Here is a 17926-nt window from a genome sequence, read left to right on the forward strand (position 1 = left end):
GCAACACGCCAATGAGGCTGTGAAGAGAATCCAATCTTTATGGGCGATTTGTGGCGTGTCTATCGGCCACTTGAGAGAATTCTCGAGATAACTTGTCTTTTTCACCTTGACTAATTGGGTCTTACACGGTTGTAATTTACTCAGTGACCGAATTAGTAAGGGGGTTCGATCAGATGTGGAATCTGACCGGCAACCAGGCGCCTCACCCGCGCCATGAAAGCAAGGGAGCGTCCGTAACGGAGCTTCCCACCAGCACGAGCTCACTGTTCCATAACCTGTGGGGGCTCGGCTACGACGAGGGAGAACTCGGCTGGCTCGACAGAGCGCTGTGCGCCGAAACCGATCCCGATATTTTCTTCCCGGAGAAGGGCGGCTCCACCGCCCCTGCAACCAGCGTGTGCCAGAATTGTGAAGTTCGTGGGGAGTGCCTCGAGTACGCCCTGTCGAACGATATTCGCCACGGCATCTGGGGAGGCATGTCAGATAATGACCGCAGAAGGGCTTCGCGCCAGCGCAGGCGGGCCGCTGGAGAACGGTAATCAGCGGTGAGCGCTAACACCGCGGCCGGCGGCATTCTTGCGATTGTCGTCGGCCGTTCCACGTCCGACCATTTACCGACCACTCTCCAGGCGGTAGCGTCCGGAACCCGCACCCCCGACAGGCTGAACCTCGTCCTCCTGGACGACGGTGAATTCGACGTATCCGTCCTCACGGATGTTGGTATCGAAACCGACATCATTCGCTCCGACGCCACCGCATCGGGTGCCGCCTACGAGGACGGCATGGGGGAGTCGGAGTGGACGTGGCTTCTCCACGCAGACTCGGCACCGGGCGAACGGTGCCTCGCCGACTTGCACCGCGAAGGTGAAGCTTCCCGCGCAGTCGCAGCGCTCGGCCCGAAGCAGGTTGGCTGGGACGACCCGACGGAGCTTCTTGAAGTTGGCATTACGGCGACCCGGTCAAGCCGCCGTGTCCCCGAGCTGGATCCGAGGGAGAAAGACCAGGGCCAGTTCGACTGGCGCGACGATGTTCTCGGTGTCGGCACCGCAGGAATGCTCCTGCGGACCGCTGACCTGGTCGATGCTGGGGGATTCGATCCCGTCCTGGGGCCCTTCGGTGACGGCCTCGAGCTGTCACGGCGCCTCCGAGCGGCCGGCCACCGCGTCGTTGTTGTTCCCTCCGCAGTTATCAGGCACGCGCGCGAGTCCTTCGCGGACACCCCTGCCTCCTTTGGTCGGCGCCGCGGATCCCAGATGTACACGGCGATTCAGCGAGCCCCGCTCCTTCTCGCCCCGGTCCTTTTCCTCTGGTTCCTGCTCCTGTCCCCCATACGCGCACTCTTCCGTCTTGGCGTGAAAGACACGGTCCGTGCCCGTGGTGAGCTTCGCGGCGGTGCTAGCCTACTTGCGAAGACCGGCGCGCTGTGGCGCGCCCGGAAGCGGCTCAAGCAGGCAACCGTCACAACGTCCTACCGGAGCCTCGAAGCCCGGCACCGCGACGTTCTTGACGGTCGCTCAGATATTCGTAAGGCCCAGCGCGAGGCTCGACGCCTGCGGCACCTTCCGCCTCAGCACCTGCGCAAAGAAGCGGCCGAGCGGCGCCGTCGCACCCGAGCCAGTGGTCTTGCCCTCGCCGTTATCACCATCGTTGCGGGAATCGTCGCGTTCCTGCCAAATCTCCCGGCTTTCGGGTTGACGGGTGGCGGGTTGCTTCCCGATGACTCGTCGGCAGGCGATCTCCTTCGCCTTGCCATATCGTCGTGGGTTCCCACCGGTGACGGTTATCCCGGATACCTGGACCCGATCTGGGTTCTGGCGATCCCGTTTGTGTACGTGGCGGGCTGGTTTGGTGGCACGCTCACCGAAGTTGTTTTCCTGTTCTTCCTGCTCGCCCCGTTCTTGGCCGGCATGGCGGCCTTCCGCGCCTCCGGTGCGGTCGCGAACTCCCCGGCGGTGCGCTTCGTGGCGGGTGCCGCGTGGGCGGTAGCGCCGCCCCTCCTGTCGTCCCTGTCCGCGGGGCAGGCCGGTGCGGTTCTGCTCCACATTGTGCTTCCCCTCGTCGTGGCAGCGATTGCTCGCTACGTGCGAGCGCAACGCTCTTCCCATCTGGGATCGGCAGCCTGGTGGACTCTTGTGGCGGGCGCCGCCTACCCGGCGTTCCTCCTCTCGATCGGCGTTGTGGCCCTCGTCCTTGCCGTTGCCCAGCGACGGGCCGCCTGGATGTGGCTTGTCGCCCCCGGCGTCTCCCTCGCGGGTCCCGCCCTCTGGTATCTCCTGAAGGACCTTCCCGGTTCCCTGGTTCGCCTCCCCGGAGCAACGTTCTCCTGGCAGGACGGAACCGAGTACGAAGTGGTGGCGGGATGGCCGGGAGGAATCGGTTCCTTCAAAGTCGTCATCCTCGTCGCCACCGGTCTCGTTGTTCTAGCCGCGATGGTCTCGCTTGCTCGGGCACGCCGCTTCGGTACGGTCAGAGCGGGATGGGCGCTGGTTGGTCTTGGCGGCCTGCTCGTCTCGTTCTCGCTCACCCAGGAAATCGGTGTGGACGAGCGAGTGTTCGAAACGGCAATCGCCTGGCCGGGCCCGGGCCTCAGCCTGCTGTGGCTCGGCCTGCTCGTTGCAATCGTGGGCGGAGCCCACGGTATCCGCGCCGACCTCTCAGATTCGTCCCTGTCATTGCGGCACGCCCTCGTCGGTATCTGCGCCCTGGGCCTCGTTGCCCTTCCCGTCGCGTCGGCGGCCTCGTGGCTCGTCGGCATTCATACCGGATCCCCTCAGCATGCGGTGAGTAGCGCTCCCGAGGTGAGCGTTCCCGCGCTCGCGCAGAAGAGCTCAACGGACCCGGAAAAGGGCCGAACCCTCGTGGTCACTCCCGAAGGTGAGAAGATCACGGTTTCGCTGTGGCGGGGCGACGGTCCGCAACTTACCCACACCGGTCATCTCCCATCCAGCAGGGACGACCTTGGGCAGGCCCTGACCCGGCTCGGTGAGGACGATTTCGCCGACCTTATAGCCGAGCACGCTGTCACCGTTATTCTCATTCCCGGAACCGGAGAGCAGTCGGAGCAGCTCGCGAGGATGCTGGACGCAACCGATTCAATCACCCGGGTGACAACCGCGGATGTTGGCACGTTCTGGCGAGTCGACGTCCCGTCGGGACGCGTCATGCAGGGCGGAGAGGTACTGCCGTCCGGCGTTATCGAGGCGGCAGTTGATGCCGAACCGGGTGTTCTGTACCTTGCCGAGCGTGACAACCCGAAGTGGACCGCAACCCAGAATGGCGAAGAGCTGGAGCGTGCCGATGATGATTGGCGTGCGGCGTGGACCGTTGAAGAGGCCGGCGAGGTCACGATTTCCCACGAGGGCGGGTTCTCGATTATCTGGGTGACCCTGCTCCGAGCTCTTCTCATTATTGGAAACGTCACCGTCAGCCTGCCGTGGAGGATCCGATGAGCAAGACTCGTATCGCAACCGGACTGGCCTCCCTTGCCATCGGGGTCGGAGGCGTCTCCCTTGCTCTCCTGACGCCCGCCGCAGACCCGGCAGATCCCGCACTGTCCTCGGTGGAGGGAACGGCACGCGCCGTGTCTTTAGCCTGCGGACCGGACTTTGAGAACACGATGGGGGAGACGACTGCCGGAATCGGCGGGGAAGACTCCACGGACCTCGTGCGCACGAGAACGATCGTTGTGTCCGGCGGCGACGCGAGCCTGGCCGGAACCACTATCGAATCCGAGGGCGCGGACAATCTGCGTTCGTCGTTCGAGTCGGGTGCCTTCCCGGGCGAGCTTCGCGTAGAGCCGGGGGATGAGGCGGCTTTAGCTACCGGTACGACCCAGCGTTTCCAGGACCGCGGCGAACTTGCCGGCATGGCGATGACTCCCTGCGTGGCGCCAGCAACCGAACAGTTCCTTGTCGGCGGAGCAACGTCGGCGTCCTCCTCATCCCAGCTGGTCCTCACAAACGTTTCGGGAAGTCCCGCCACGGTCAATATCGATGTCTACACGTCGACCGGCGAAGCGGCCCCATCGATCCTGTCGAGCACAACCGTCGACGCCTATTCGAGCGAAACCCTTCTGGTTGAGGCAGGGGCACGGGATGCTCGCCTTGCCTTCCGCATCACCTCCACGGGAGGTGAGGTGGCGGCCCAGCTGCTCACCCACGAGGTTGATGGCATTGTCGGCTCCGGTGTCGAAACTGTCTCGCCAGGGGCTGCGCCCTCGCAGCGAGTTGTTGTCCCGGGAGCCGATCTATCCGGGGAGAACGGCGATGTCTCTCTCCGGGTAGCGAATCCGGGATCGAAGACGGCGACCGTGTCGGTACTGTCCGCAACGACAGATGGTACGGAAGAAGTGCCGGGTTCGCAGGATGTGGCTCTCGCCCCGGGCACGGTCCTGGACCTGTCGATGGACGGGCTGGGTGGTGACTGGTCCGCCCTGATCGTTGACGCCGACCGTCCAGTTCTTGCCGCGGCGCGGGTAGATTTGGAGGGTGATTTTGCCTGGCTCGCTTCTGGTGAGCCCGTCACGAACGGTGTTGTCACGATCCCGGACTCGGAATCGTATGTGACGCTGTACTCTGCGGAACCGACCGGAGCCACGATCACGTTCTACGACCACCTTGGCGCAGAGGTCGAAGAAACCGAGGTCGACGTTGACGAGATCGCTACAGTGGCGTCGCCGGATAGTGCATCGCACGCGGTTGTTGAAGCAGATGCGGGGGTCTATGCCGGGATTCTCTCAGTCAAGGAGCTGGAGACCATCACCGGAATAGCGGGGCTAACCCTCACGATCCCACCGGCGGGATCCAGCGACCTGGAACTCCAGGTCATCAACTAGGCACGCTTCGTCACGGCAACACGAATGAGTGTCTGCGCCAGTGTCGCAGACGCGTGAGTGATGGGCGTCGAGCGGCGGCAGGCCTAATCTCACATGCTGCTATCCCGTACGTTGCGAGTTTCGGTGAGTTAGCGCGAGGGGCATGCTGTCAGTGACCGTGGTAGTCGATTTCCTCGGGGAATTTTCCGAGGAAGGATGCGAGTTGCTGGGTGACGACCGCGTGGACGAGAAGCGAGAGCGCTCCCGGCGTGGGGGCCAGTTGTTCCATGGGCCTGCGGTAGAAGACAATCCTTCCCTCCACGCCCGATGACTTGTCCATGGGGAAGAAGCGGGCCTGGGGGATGCCGTCCTCCCAGGGCGTCGGATCGGATTCGGGTACGTCGAGAACGCCGTAGTCGAGCCGGTCAACATCGGGACCGAGGTGCCGACGATAGGTGGCGATCTCCATCGACACAATGTCATCGAAGCGTTCCGCACGCGTTCGCCAGGCTGGCGTGCTGGGAGGCATGATCGGCCCTCGGATACCACGGCCGTGGCGGTCGCGGCGCAGGGTCGGATGTGGCTTGGGGAACTGATTCGACGGATAGGTGGTCACCCGACCAGGGTACCCCGCGTGCTACCGTTAGTAGTTGTGGTAAGGCAATGTTCGAGGACTAGATGCACCGGTCGCGCGGTCGTCACGATGACGTACGACTACGGTGAAGCGACCGCTGTCGTTGGACCCCTCTCACCCGTCGCACAAAAGGGTGCTCTCGACCTGTGTGAGGATCATGCCCAGTCGGTAACTGTCCCCAGAGGATGGTCGATGGTCCGTCTCGTCACCGAATACGAGCCAGCACCGCCCTCCGACAATGACCTCATGGCGCTCGCCAACGCGATCAAAGAAGCGAGCCAGCGCCGCGCCCCAGAACCCCGCCCCGCGCAACGCGAAGTGCGCAGACAGTCCGATATCCCCGGCCAAGTCGGGCCGAAGCTGAGGGCCGTACCCAACCCGGAGGAAAACAATGACTGACTGGATCGACAACGCACTCATTTGCCCCAAGACCGGCACGCCGCTCAAGCGTGAAGGAAACTACTACGTGTCCCAGTCCACCCCGGCCTGGAAGTACCGCATCGAGAACGACGTTCCGATCCTCCTTCCGACCGAGGCCGAGCCAGCAAACTAAGGCTCATCCAGCGAGCTAGAACCACGCACGGCCACCGGTGCCAAGCCCGATAACTCAGGCCGAGCCTGTTACCTGAGACCGTGCCTAGTCGCCGGGGACGAGACTGCCTACCTAGCTCCGGCGCGCCCTTGAGGAACTCGTCGCACGTTCAGTTTCGCCACGAAAAGGTCCTGGCCCGGCTGAGAAAAGGTTTTGTTCCGTCCGGAAGAACTGGCCGGGCTACCGAACCGAGTAGGGCAGCGTGGTGAGGCGTTCCTCGGTCTTCATCTGACGGACCATCGCCTGCGCCTCACGTTCGTAGTCCGCTGCTTCCCGCACTGCTAGGACGGTTGCGATAAAAGCTTCGGGATTGGTCCCGCGCGGGGGCGGGGGAGCGACGAACATTTCCAGTCCGGCCGCTAGATCCCGAGCCCGAGAGATTCTTGCGTCTTCGGTCATTGGTTTCGCGGAGCGGAGGAAGTCCCGGGAAGCGATGGAAAGATGACCGGGGACGGGACTGATTGTTGCCACCTGGGCCCAGCGGGCCAGTGACGGATCGACGGAATGAGGTTCCGGCCCCCTGTATCGCCTCGGCCATGACACCACGATGGTGCCTGCGAGCAGGTCACCGGAGCGCTGACCCTTGGACGTCAGAAGAATGCTTGAGATGCCAAGGACGCCGAGGGACAGGTGGATATCGAAAAGTCCCGCAACGGAACGAGTGAGCGCATGCCTCATCCCAATAGTTCCCCCGTCGTACCGTACGGTCCGTGAACCGGTCATGACCCTGCCGAGCGAACTGCCCTTTGTTGCGTACTGGACGGCGAACGGGATGAGGACAGCCCACACCATGAGATACGTCGTCAACCACGTGATGATCTGGGCCGCGTTCGACGGCTCCCACACTCGTAGCGTCAGGTAGATAGCGAGACCGGTGACAACTGTATAGAGCGTCGTGTCGATAACTGCCGACATGATCCGCGTACCCAGGGAAACTGTGGGCAGGACAAGGCCCACGCCTTCGCCTGTCACGATATCGGTGCGACTATCGGCAACCTCGATTGCCCGGCCGACCTGGTACCGCTCCTCGGTATCCTTCGTCATGCCACCACAGTACCGACAAAATAAACAATCGTGCGCGGCAGAACTCCCCGCGCACACAGCTTTCTCGCATGCGAGACTTGTGGCATGGACGCTCATGCCTTCGCTCTTGCGCACCGCCCCGAATGGGAGCGGCTCCGCGAACTGTCCAGACGCAAGACCCTAACCGGGCCCGAATCAGATGAGTTCATCCGCCTCTATCAGCGGTCCGCCACCCACCTCGCCATGCTCCGCACCGAGAGCCCCGACCCGAACGTTGTCCTGCGGCTTTCCCAGGTCCTCTCGCGGGCGCGTGCCACCATGACGGGCACGAGAACGGTCAATCGAAACTCCGTCGCCCAGTTCTTCCGGGCCACCCTGCCACTCGCCCTTTACCGGGTGCGGTGGTGGACCGTGTGGGTCATGATCGCCTTCCTCGTTATCGCAACCTCCACGGCAATCTACACCGCCACCAACCCGGAGGTCCTCTCGGCGCTTGGAACCGAAGCGGAACTCGAGCACTACGCCAATGTTGCCTTTGCCTCCTACTATTCCGAGTACCCATCGGCGGACTTTGCCGGACAGGTCTGGTCAAACAATGCGCGAATCGCCGTCCAATCCATTGCCGGGGGAATCACCGGATTCGTTCCCGCCCTCGTTATCTACGAAAACGCCGCGGGAATAGGCTCATCCGCCGCAATCATGCACTCCCAGGGCGGACTTGACGTCTTTTTCAAACTGATCCTTCCCCACGGCCTCCTCGAACTCACCGCGATCTTCATTGCCGCCGGAGCCGGGTTCTCGCTGTTTTGGGCGATGGTGTCACCGGGCTATCGAACGCGATCGCAGGCGCTCGCGGAAGAGGGAAGAACCACCGTGATCGTTGCGGCCGGTCTTGTTATTGTCCTCGCGATCTCCGGCATCATCGAAGGCTTCGTCACGCCCTCGGGGCTGCATTGGGCAGTCAAGATCTTCATTGGCGCACTGGCACTGGCCGGATACTGGGTGTACACAATCGCGGGTGGACGGTGGGCCTTAAGCCAGGGCTATTCAGCCGATATTGATGAAGCCGAAGCGGGCTACAGCGCATCGGTGGCGGTGCAGAAGGCATAGCAGGCACGTTGCAAGTCGGGCACGGTAACGGAACTGGAATCGGGATGATCGGGCGGGACCGAACGCGCTACTTGAGCTCCCCTGCTTCACCTCCGGTCAAAGCTCTAGAGCCTGCCGGCTTCCTTCAAGGCCAGGTACGTGTCGGCCACCTTGGCGGGCAGATCGTCCGGGGGAGCGGTGACAACAACGGCACCCAAGCGAGACAGATGGTCGGAGAGGGCTCTCTCGTCGAGGAGAGCGCGGTGTGCTGCCGCCGCCTCGTAGGCTCCCTGGGACGTTCCATCGGTCTGCGTCATATCCACGATCACCGGGTCGGTTGCGACCGCGACGATGATGGTGTGGCGGTGGAGGAGGCTGATTGCCTCGAGCAGACCGCCGGGCACCGTTCCCGAGTCGAGGGCGGTGGTGATGACAATGAGGGACTTGGCGTTGACCGTCTTGCGAATGTTGCCGGCCACGTCCGCCCAATCCGTTTGGGCAAGCGATGGTTGAACATCGGCGAGAGCCGCCGCCACCGTGTGGATGGTGGATCGGCGTGCCGGATCAACGCGAGCCTTGAGAGTGTCGTCGTGGACGAGAACGTGGAGGAGGTCGCCGGACTTCTCGGCAAGGGCCGCAAGAAGAAGCGTGGTTTCGATCGACGAGTCGATCCGTGGTTCCTCACCGATACGGATCGAGGAGGACCTGCCGCAGTCCAGAACCGAGACGATCCGTCGATCGCGCTCGGGCCGCCACGTCTTCACGAGCGTTTGACCCCGCCGGGCAGTGGACCGCCAGTCAATCGATCGAACGTCGTCGCCACGCACGTATTCGCGTAGCGAATCGAATTCGGTTCCCTCGCCCGAGACAAGGAGGAGGCTTTTCCCCTCCATTTCCTTCAACCTGGCAATCCTGCTGGGCAGGACCCTGCGGGCTTTGAACGCCGGCATCACGGTTAGCTTCGCGGAGTCTTCCCTGTTGCGTTGCCGTCCAGCAAGGCCCAGGGGGCCCGCGGTGCGGACGGTGATCGGGCCGGATTCGATCTTGCCCCGGCGGGAGGGAGAAATGATTGTTGACTGGATGGTGCGGCGGCCGGGGCCAAGATTGAAGGGAATGAGCGACGGTGCCGCTGTTACGGAAGGTGGCCACCCGTTTCGCACGGAGCCGCGCGCCCTGCGCGAAGAATTGTTGCGGATCTCCACGTTGGTAGACTGCACGGTTCCCAGCCGAAGAGTGACATCTAAGCGGGTGACGGCAATGTTCTGCGGATTCGTGGCGAGAAGGCAGTCCGCACCGCACAGGGCAACGACGACCAGGAGAACGACAACCGGCCATACCCAGCTGCCGCCCAACAGCCCCGCCGGGATGGCGAGGAGGACGAGGAGTGCGGAACGGAGGGTTGCGAACATTAGCGGGGGACCGGAACCTGCGTGAGAACGTTCTCGACAATCCGTTCGGGCGTGAGCCCGTCGAGTTCGGCCTCGGGGTTGAGGCTGATGCGGTGAGCAAGTGCAGGACGGGCCATGGCCTTCACATCATCGGGAGTGCAGTAGTCCCTTCCCGACAGCCAGGCCCAGGACTGACCGGTGCGCAGGAGGGCGGTTGCGCCGCGCGGGGATACTCCGACCGAGACCGAGGGCGCCGTGCGGGTGGCACGCACCAGGTCAACGATGTAGGACTGGATAGCGGGGTGGACCTCGACGGAACGGACCTCGTGGCGGGCTTTGATGACATCTTCTGCCGCCGCGACGGGGTTGATGTTTGCGGTGGAAAGATCGTTCGGATCAAAGTAACCCGCGTGCCGGCGAAGCACCTCGAGTTCGGCGTCCCGCTCAGGGAGCGGAACCTCGAGCTTCAGCAGGAAGCGATCGAGCTGAGCCTCGGGAAGCGGATACGTTCCCTCGTATTCGATCGGGTTCTGCGTGGCGATCACCATGAACGGCTCGGGAAGGTCTTTCGGGTCGCCGTCGACCGTGACACGCCCCTCGGCCATGGCCTCCAAGAGAGCCGCCTGAGTTTTTGGTGGGGTGCGGTTGATCTCGTCGGCGAGCAGCAGCTGGGTGAAGACCGGGCCCGGACGGAACGTGAACTCGCCGGTTGCCGAACGATAAATCAGGGAGCCGGTGAGATCGCCCGGCATGAGATCCGGCGTGAACTGCACGCGAGAGTTGTCGAGGCTGAGCGCGGCTGACAGGGAACGCACGAGAAGAGTCTTCGCGGTGCCGGGAACGCCTTCCAGGAGGACGTGACCGCCAGACAGCAGGCCGATCAGCAGGCCAGAGAGGACGCCCTCTTGGCCGATCACAGCCTTGCGGACCTCGGTGGCAATCCCCGCGAAGGCCCGCTGGGATTCAGAGGCACCGGGACCGGGGGTTGGCATGGCAAGAGGTGGGCGGTACGAGGGGCTAGTCATGGATGAGCTCCTTGGTGAGTGCGGTCAGTTCGTGTGCGAGGTCAACAAGCTCACGGTCGGTTGTCGGCGGAGGGCCGTAGAGAACTTGGCTGACCCGGTCTGGATGCCAGCCAGATGCTTCTGAGATCCGGGAAATGACGTTCTCCGGTGTGGCTTCGGAGGGGATGCCGAGCCGGGCGGCGACCCTTGCGATCGTTCCCGCACGTAGAGCCTTGCCAGCATGGCCCGCGTTCCCGCCCCGCTCGTAGAGTCGGGCGCGGCCGCGTGCCGATTCTGCGGAGGGCACGATAACGGGAAGGGATTCGGGGATCAGGGGGCCGACGGGCCTGCGAACACAGATGCCGTACCAGAGGGCCGCGATAGCAAAACCAGCGAGAGCGCCGGTGAGTGCGGGCGGAACGGCCGAGATCGAGGAATCTGTCGCCGTTGTTTCCGTCGGTATGAGCCAGGACACGGAATCGGTATGCCCCAGAGCCCTTATGGCAACGGCGGCGTTGTGCGCTCGGTCCAAGTAGTCGTTGGTGAAGACCTCGGGAGAGGCAAAGACCGAAACGTTCCCCTCGACCGCCAGATAGTGTCCGCTGGTCACCGGGAAACACCCGGTGGCAGGAATATTGTTCGTGTCGATGCCCCAGGTGGCGCCGTCGATGGCGTCCAGATCCGAGACCCAGTCGACCGAACAGTTGGGGCCGGTCGGTGCAGCTGAGGACGATGAGAAGGCGCGGGGATTGCCGGTCAGCCACAGGGATGCATCCCTGCCTTCGTCCATGACAGCCACGACCGGTTTGCCGGACTCGATGAGCGATTCCCGTTCCCGTTCGGTCAGGAGCGAGAACGGGTCCCACACGAGAATCGTGCCTTCATGATCAAGTGCCTCATCGGCGGTGCGGACAACGGTGATGGTGGCACCGCGATCCTCGATGATCGATCCGAGTGCGCCAGCACCATCCGGTGAGACCGAATCCGGGTGCATAGCCTGCTGATTGCCCCTGCCCTGAAGGGTGATGATCGAGAGAGCAAGGAGGCCAATGATGATCGCGGTAAAGATCCCGAACAGGATCTTGTTCTTGAGCGGCTTCTTAGCAACGGGTTGCGCGAACTTCGGATTGGAGCTCATGCGTTCACCACCCGGCCCGCCCGACGGCACCGGTTCGCAAGGTCGGCCATTGCCTGAGCATCGGCGAGCGTTGCCGAGCCGCCGCCGTAGACGACCGAATCGAAGAGTTGCGCGCCCGGGCCCAGTGGCAACCCCGTTGTGGCATTTCCCTGCCAGGCTGCTTCCACGGCAGTCATGCCGGGGGTGGCAAGAATCAGGCCGCGTTCGTCAAGGATGCGGATGCTGGCGCGATAGTAGTCCGCGCACGCTGAAGCGTAATTGCCTGCGCGCAGCGCCGCGGCAGCGTCCTGCTCGAGCCTGTCGAGCGGCCGCGAATCATCGAGGATGGTCGACGGCCCGGATGCCTTCTTTCGGGCGCCGGGGCGGAGCCTGCCGTAGTAGAGAGCGAAGCCGCCGACGACGAGAAGAAAAATGATGATTGTGACCGACCCCGTCACCGAGGGATTGAACGTGACATCGAGATTGAGCTGCTGGAGGCGTTCAATGAGCCACGTACCAAGCCGTTCAACGAGGGATTGGCCGGGTTCCTGGTATTTGGCTTTGGACAGTTCTTCCACGGCCCACCTGCGCGCCTCGTCCCCCTCGGGGTCGAGGAAACGCAAAGGGAGGGAAGCGAGCACGGCCTAGGAGTCGCGGACCTGGCCGTGGAAGCCCTCCCGGACCATCCGCAGGTTGATGTAGATGACGTTCGTGACTGCCTGGAAGAACGCAACTGACACGGCGGAAATAAGAGCCGATGTGATTGTTGCGTAGATCAGCGTGCCCGTCGTGGTTCCCATGCTGAGGAACGAGAAGATGGCAATGACGATCGAGGCGGCAATCATGAGCACAATGGAAAGGACCACGGCAACGAAGAATGTTGCGAACACCTGGAAGAACATGCCCGACGTCAGCTGGAAGGAACGCGCAATCGACGCGATTGGGCCCCTTTGTTCGGCCACGAGAGCGGGAACAACGCAGGAAAGTCGGACCGCGAAGTAGATGCTGCCGATCAGGAGGAGAAGGGCGAGGATAGCAACGCCGCCGCCTCCCATCGACTCCCCGAACGGAATAAACAGCAGGGAGATCAGGGTCATGATGATAGCCATGGCGACAACATAGAGAATGTAGGCGACTCCCAGGCGTCCAGCATCGCCCGTCGACATACTGATCGCCCTGCCGATGGTGATCTTGCGGCCGTACACAGCACTCATCGCCGCATTGACGGCCGTCGTGTAAATAAACAGGCCGGCAATGAAGGAAACAAGCGCTGTAAGAATTGTTGAGACCGTGGCCGACGTCGACAAGGCATCCGCGTCAACGCTGACGATCTGCGAAGTAGTCAGATAGCTGGCCTCGCCGCCGATAAGAACAATAATTGTAGAAACAATACCGACGATCAGGTAGACGATCAGCGGGAGTACAACGAACACCTTGGGGTTGTAGCGGATCAGCCGGATTGCGGCATCAATCTGTTCCATTGTTGTGAGCGGGTGCAGAGGGAACGGAGATCCGCTGTAACCGCCGTACGGCCTGCTCCCGTAGTTGCCCGACGATGTTCCGAACTGCCCATAGTTTTCGAGCGTCGAAGGCCGATCGTCGTTTCCAGCGCCACCGTCCCACGGCCCCCGGCTCGGATTCTGATGACCGAAGTAACCGAAACCGCCGCCACCTTGCGTATTGGTGCCGGAACTATTGTCCGGGTCGTTGTTGCCCGACGGATATCCCGAGTTCTCGCCCGATGGATTCGGGTAGTTGCCCGAACCATTATTCGGGTAGTTTCCCTGGTTGCTTTCCGGGTTTGGAGTGTTGCCTTCGGAGGCGCCGTTCCGGTCCGCCCAGTCATCGTTCTCCGGATGCCAACGGTGGTTGTCGTTAGACATAATCTTCCCCTCGTGTCACTGAGACTGGTTTCATCTTGGCACAGTGACCTCTTTGAATGGGAGGTGAGAGGCGGGGAGTTGCATCCTGCAACGTATTTGGCAAGGAAAGATCGTCGTTAACGAGATACCGGGGAAGAAGGGATTTCCGCCGGTGCACGGGTGTATTTCATTATTTCCCTGCTGAGCAAATCAAGCACCAGTAAGAGCGGCGGAATACCTGTTTGGTAGCGATGTGGGATCGTACCTGGTGGATTACGCAGTTAGCCTGTGTGAGGTTGGCGAGTGCTCGGGCAAACTCTGCTCATTCGTGGGAAACTTGTGGCATGAAGTCCCGCATTCTTGTCGTCGATGATGATCCCTCGATCTCGGAGATGGTTGCCATTCTCCTCGAGTCAGAAGGATATGAGGTGACGGTGTGTGCCGACGGGCAGTCGGTGCTCCCGCTCTACCGTGCCGAACGACCCGACCTTGTGCTCCTTGACGTCATGCTCCCCGGCATGAACGGCGTTGAGGTGTGCAAGGCGCTTCGCGACGAGACAGATATTCCCATCATCATGATGAGTGCGCTAACCGACTCCGTTGATGTCATTGCGGGCCTCGAGGCAGGCGCCGACGACTACGTGACAAAGCCGTTTGAGAATTCTGTTCTCATGGCCCGGATTAAGGCTCGCCTGCGCAGGCAGGAGCTGGAGCCGGAGATCCTCAAGGTTGCCGACCTGACGATCGACATTACCGGTCACACCGTGCAGCGTGGCGGCGAAAATCTCTCGCTGACGCCGCTCGAGTTTGATCTTCTTGTTGCTCTCGCTCGTAAGCCTCGCCAGGTGTTCTCGCGCGAGGAGCTTCTTGAGCTGGTGTGGGGGTACCGCCACAGTGCGGACACCCGCCTCGTCAACGTCCACGTCCAGAGGCTCCGCGCCAAGGTCGAAAAGGATCAGGATAATCCCGAGGTTGTTCTGACCGTTCGCGGCGTCGGATATCGGGCGGGTGCGGCACAGGAGTGAGCGACCAAGCTCCGGAGCAGGAGCATACAGGCCCTTCGAGGGGCCGACTGATCGCAGAGAACCTGACGGAGCTGGGGCGCTTCTTCAGCCAGCGCCTCCAGGTCCGCGTGATTGCTATCCTCCTGACGATTGTTACGTTCTCCGTTTCCATAACGTTCGGTGTTGCCCTCTGGCAGATTCGCAACCAGGTATTCGACTCCCGCATCGACTCGATCGTCGAAGAATTCGGGGTGGATGCTCGGTCAGCCCAGCAGAACTTCTCGGCAACCATCGGTTCCAACCCCGGTGATGTTCAGTTGCGTGCCAGCCAGATCGTCACCAGCATGTATGACCCGTCATCCTCGATCATCGGCGTTCTGCTCATGCGGTCCGAGGACCAGGCAAGCACGAACATCCAGATCCTGGAGCCGGTTCGTGGACCCGCTGTTACTCGCGATCTCGTCACGGATGAACTAAGAGCACAAATATCCAGTTCGGAAGCTCTTCACTGGCAGTCCGTCTCCATCCCCCTCAGCAGCGGGGAAACGGAGCCGGGTGTCGTCATCGGCGTTTCCGTATCTATCCCGGGGGCCGGTTCGTACGAGCTGTATTCGGTGTTCTCACTGGAGGCGGAGCAACAGCTCCTCAGCCTCGTTACCACCGTTCAGCTAGTTGCTGGCGGAATCCTTCTGATTCTGCTGGTTCTCATGGCGGTGGTTCTTGTCCGCATGGTTCTCGGCCCAATCCGAGAAGCCTCCCGAAACGCGCGCAGGATCGCCGACGGTGCGTTCGAGGTGCGGATGGACGTCAAGGGTGACGACGAACTGGCACAGCTTGCCGAGTCGTTCAACCAGATGGCGTGGTCATTGGATGAACAGTTCACGCGCCTCCAGAAGCTGTCGAAGGTCCAGCAGGACTTCGTCTCCGCTGTTTCCCACGAACTCCGCTCCCCGGTCACGACGATCCGCATGGCGGGGCAGCTCATCTACGACAAGAGGGACGAGCTACCGCCCAGCCTCCAGCGGTCCGCCGAACTCATGCAGCGTCAGCTCGTTAACCTTGACGCAATGCTTGCCGACCTTCTGGAAATCTCGCGATTCGATGCGGGGGCGATGGCACTCAGTACCGAATACGTTGACCTCACGACCCTCGTGGAAGACGTAGTGGAGATGGCGGCACCTCTCGCACGCGAAGACGAAGTCACGGTCCGCGTGCACTCGGTCGGCAACACCTATGCAACTGTGGAACACCGGCGAGTGGAACGCATGGTGCGTAACCTGCTGGTCAACGCGATCGAACACGCGGAAGGCGGCAACGTCCGCCTCGACGTTGTCGGTAACGAGACAGCGGTCGCTGTCCGCGTTGTCGACGATGGTGTTGGCATGAGCCAGGAACAGGTCGATCACGTTTTCGACAGGTTCTGGCGTGCCGATGCTGCCCGCGTGCGCAAGGCCGGTGGCACTGGCCTTGGTTTGACGATTGCCCGCGAGGACGCTCACCTCCACGGCGGAGAAATCCGCGTCTGGGGTGTTCTCGGTGAAGGCTCGAGCTTCCTACTGATCCTGCCCAGGGAACCGGGAAGCCCATTCGTTGCTCCCGTCGACGTTGAAGTTGACTTCGACCCGGAGAAGTTCAAGGAGGAAGAATGAAGAAGCTCATGGCGCTCGCTAGCCTCGTCTGCCTTCTTGCCGCGTGTACTTCGTTGCCGACCGAAGGCCCGGTTAACGCAACGCGTGCCCCGACAGATACCGGTCAGAGCGTCGGCCTCCACGCGAACGGCCCCTCGGCCGGAGCCGACCCCGAAGACATCGTTATCGGCTTCCTCACCGCATCCGCCGCCGGCCTCTCCGACGACTTCGAGGTAGCCCGCGAATTCCTGTCACCGCAGGCATCCGAATCGTGGCAACCCCTCGGGGAAGTCCGGATCTACTCGGATACTCGGGTCCCCGTCACGACACGAACTGACACTCAAGCAGTTCGGCTGAACCTGGGCAGCGAGGGCTCCCTCGATGAGGACGGTCGTTTCATTGCCTCCAACCCCGACGCGGTCATCACCACCGAATTCTCACTCGCCCGCAATGCGGAAGGGGAGTGGCGGATCATTGATCTCGAGAACGGCCTCCTGATCTCGGCAACCCTCTTTGACACGCAGTACGCCAAGTCGGTCCTCTACTTCTTAACTTCTGATTCGCGCTACCTTGTTGCAGACATGCGTTGGTTCCCGCGAACCACGTACGCGACGGCCGCCACGAATGAGCTTTTCGACGGACCATCCGACTGGCTGGCAGCCGCGGTGCGCACCTCGATTCCCGCGGAAACACAGATTGGCGCGCGAGGAGTTGCCATCGACTCCGGGGTCGCCACCGTGTCACTGAATGAGGAGGCACTCGCCGTCACCGGATATCAGCGGCTACTGTTCCAGGCGCAACTCGAAGAGACCCTGACGCTCCTCTCCAACGTCCAAGAAGTAGAACTCACAATCGACGGCGCTCCGTGGCAGGTGGCGAGTGGCAATCCGCCCTCCAGTTATCCCTTCACAGAATCCCGCGTACTCGTCATGGTGGGGGATGCGCCCGCACTCTACTGGGACGGCACCACCGAGTTGCTCGACATGGCATCCGTTCCCGAAGACCTGCACTCCCTTGCCATCGGCTACCTTGACGACCCGCCCATGGTAGGAATCTCAGGCGACCGGCTCGTCTCCCTGCCGAACGACGGGTCGGAACCGGTCACGCTCCTCGAAGTCGACGACCTCATCGCCCCGTCGGTTGATACCTACGGATGGATCTGGACCGGATCAGCCGAAGGGAACGGCACAATCACCGCCGTTAACCGCGAAGGCGGACGCGTCGACATGACAGCAGACTGGCTCCGCGAAGGCACCATCGACTCGATCCACGTCTCCCGCGAAGGATCCCGCGCCATCGTTGTCTGGCACACCGAATCAACAACGTACGTCTCGGCAACCGCAATCGTCCGTGACGGAGAGGGCAACCCGGTCTCCCTCGACGACCCGTTCGAACTCGGAGCCGGAATCGAATCCGTCACCGACCTTGCCTGGATCGACGAAACCACGGTCGCGGCACTCGCAACCATCCCCGGAAGCAACAGCCCCGCCATCTATGCCATTCCCATTGGCGGCCCCATCCACACCATCACCGAAGCCAACGGAGCCACCTCAATTACCGCGGGTGACGGCGAAGGCTCCATCATCCTCTCCACCGAAAACGGTCAAATTCTTGAACGTTCCGGTGGGGGATGGCGACTGCTACTCACCGATGGAGACGATCCCGCGCTCGCGGGCTAAACCACCCGATAATGGGCTAAGCCAATCAATTTTCAATCAATATTCCAGAGCAACCCCGCTCTGGCTGAGTCCACATCCACAGGCAGACACTTC

General features: G+C 62.1%; 16 protein-coding genes. 9 read left to right on the top strand and 7 right to left on the bottom strand.

Annotated features, from left to right (window positions below):
- Positions 1–173: 173 nt before the first annotated feature.
- From ACTHUY_RS01580 to ACTHUY_RS01590, 3 genes are read left to right on the top strand one after another with little or no spacing between them, the layout of a single operon-like run.
- Positions 174–539 carry a WhiB family transcriptional regulator gene (locus ACTHUY_RS01580; RefSeq protein WP_126702807.1) on the top strand — a complete coding sequence of 122 codons (366 nt, stop codon included), beginning with the start codon at positions 174–176 and terminating at the stop codon, positions 537–539.
- A gap of 6 nt (positions 540–545) precedes the next feature.
- Complete coding sequence (locus ACTHUY_RS01585; protein WP_441677391.1) at positions 546–3449, top strand: glycosyltransferase; 2904 nt, start codon at positions 546–548, stop codon at positions 3447–3449.
- On the top strand, positions 3446–4834 hold the full coding sequence (locus ACTHUY_RS01590; protein ID WP_441654576.1) for a DUF5719 family protein: 1389 nt from the start codon (positions 3446–3448) through the stop codon (positions 4832–4834). Before ACTHUY_RS01585 ends, ACTHUY_RS01590 begins: the two co-directional genes overlap by 4 nt.
- A gap of 148 nt (positions 4835–4982) precedes the next feature.
- On the opposite strand, the gene ACTHUY_RS01595 is transcribed toward ACTHUY_RS01590, so the two are convergent.
- Complete coding sequence (locus tag ACTHUY_RS01595) at positions 4983–5429, bottom strand: metallopeptidase family protein (RefSeq protein WP_228201520.1); 447 nt, start codon at positions 5427–5429, stop codon at positions 4983–4985.
- Positions 5430–5465: 36 nt separating this feature from the next.
- Between ACTHUY_RS01595 and ACTHUY_RS01600 the strand changes: the two genes are divergently transcribed.
- Together ACTHUY_RS01600 and ACTHUY_RS01605 are read left to right on the top strand one after the other, a co-directional pair.
- Complete coding sequence (locus ACTHUY_RS01600; RefSeq protein WP_441654577.1) at positions 5466–5846, top strand: DUF3499 domain-containing protein; 381 nt, start codon at positions 5466–5468, stop codon at positions 5844–5846.
- Positions 5839–6000 carry a hypothetical protein gene (locus ACTHUY_RS01605; protein WP_164719649.1) on the top strand — a complete coding sequence of 54 codons (162 nt, stop codon included), beginning with the start codon at positions 5839–5841 and terminating at the stop codon, positions 5998–6000. The genes ACTHUY_RS01600 and ACTHUY_RS01605 overlap by 8 nt, the downstream gene beginning before the upstream one ends.
- Before the next feature lie 219 nt (positions 6001–6219).
- Here ACTHUY_RS01605 and ACTHUY_RS01610 read toward each other — a convergent pair whose 3' ends face one another.
- Positions 6220–7083, bottom strand: a complete 864-nt coding sequence (locus tag ACTHUY_RS01610) for an RDD family protein (protein ID WP_441654578.1) — start codon at positions 7081–7083, stop codon at positions 6220–6222.
- An 84-nt stretch (positions 7084–7167) separates the two neighbouring features.
- Here ACTHUY_RS01610 and ACTHUY_RS01615 point away from each other — a divergent pair, with 84 nt between their 5' ends.
- The gene (locus tag ACTHUY_RS01615) at positions 7168–8172 is read left to right on the top strand and encodes a stage II sporulation protein M (RefSeq protein ID WP_441677394.1); all 1005 of its coding nucleotides are present in this window, start codon (positions 7168–7170) and stop codon (positions 8170–8172) included.
- A gap of 104 nt (positions 8173–8276) precedes the next feature.
- On the opposite strand, the gene ACTHUY_RS01620 is transcribed toward ACTHUY_RS01615, so the two are convergent.
- From ACTHUY_RS01620 to ACTHUY_RS01640, 5 genes are read right to left on the bottom strand one after another with little or no spacing between them, the layout of a single operon-like run.
- Positions 8277–9560, bottom strand: a complete 1284-nt coding sequence (locus ACTHUY_RS01620) for a DUF58 domain-containing protein (protein WP_441677395.1) — start codon at positions 9558–9560, stop codon at positions 8277–8279.
- Entirely contained in the window at positions 9560–10531 is a 972-nt protein-coding gene (locus tag ACTHUY_RS01625) for an AAA family ATPase (protein WP_441674873.1), read from the bottom strand. Before ACTHUY_RS01625 ends, ACTHUY_RS01620 begins: the two co-directional genes overlap by 1 nt.
- Before the next feature lie 25 nt (positions 10532–10556).
- A complete protein-coding gene (locus ACTHUY_RS01630) occupies positions 10557–11681 on the bottom strand; it encodes a DUF4350 domain-containing protein (protein ID WP_441674842.1) in 1125 nt (374 codons plus the stop codon).
- Positions 11678–12301, bottom strand: coding sequence for a hypothetical protein (locus ACTHUY_RS01635; RefSeq protein WP_441677397.1), 624 nt, complete (start codon positions 12299–12301; stop codon positions 11678–11680). The genes ACTHUY_RS01630 and ACTHUY_RS01635 overlap by 4 nt, the downstream gene beginning before the upstream one ends.
- A 3-nt stretch (positions 12302–12304) precedes the next feature.
- Positions 12305–13543: a hypothetical protein gene (locus ACTHUY_RS01640; RefSeq protein ID WP_441677399.1), complete on the bottom strand. Its 1239-nt coding sequence runs from the start codon at positions 13541–13543 to the stop codon at positions 12305–12307.
- Between the two features lie 323 nt (positions 13544–13866).
- On the opposite strand from ACTHUY_RS01640, the gene mtrA reads away from it, so the two are divergent.
- Genes mtrA through ACTHUY_RS01655 form a run of 3 tightly spaced genes read left to right on the top strand, consistent with a single transcriptional unit; the run spans position 13867 to position 17833 of the window.
- Positions 13867–14547, top strand: coding sequence for an MtrAB system response regulator MtrA (gene mtrA, locus ACTHUY_RS01645; RefSeq protein WP_441654584.1), 681 nt, complete (start codon positions 13867–13869; stop codon positions 14545–14547).
- Positions 14544–16175, top strand: a complete 1632-nt coding sequence (gene mtrB, locus ACTHUY_RS01650) for an MtrAB system histidine kinase MtrB (protein WP_441677401.1) — start codon at positions 14544–14546, stop codon at positions 16173–16175. The genes mtrA and mtrB overlap by 4 nt, the downstream gene beginning before the upstream one ends.
- Positions 16172–17833 (top strand): LpqB family beta-propeller domain-containing protein, encoded by a 1662-nt coding sequence (locus ACTHUY_RS01655; RefSeq protein ID WP_441677403.1) that lies wholly within the window; start codon positions 16172–16174, stop codon positions 17831–17833. The genes mtrB and ACTHUY_RS01655 overlap by 4 nt, the downstream gene beginning before the upstream one ends.
- The last annotated feature ends 93 nt before the right edge of the window (positions 17834–17926 follow it).

It is taken from the genome of Flaviflexus sp. (assembly GCF_052087705.1).
In the GTDB taxonomy this organism is placed as follows: domain Bacteria; phylum Actinomycetota; class Actinomycetes; order Actinomycetales; family Actinomycetaceae; genus Flaviflexus; species Flaviflexus ciconiae.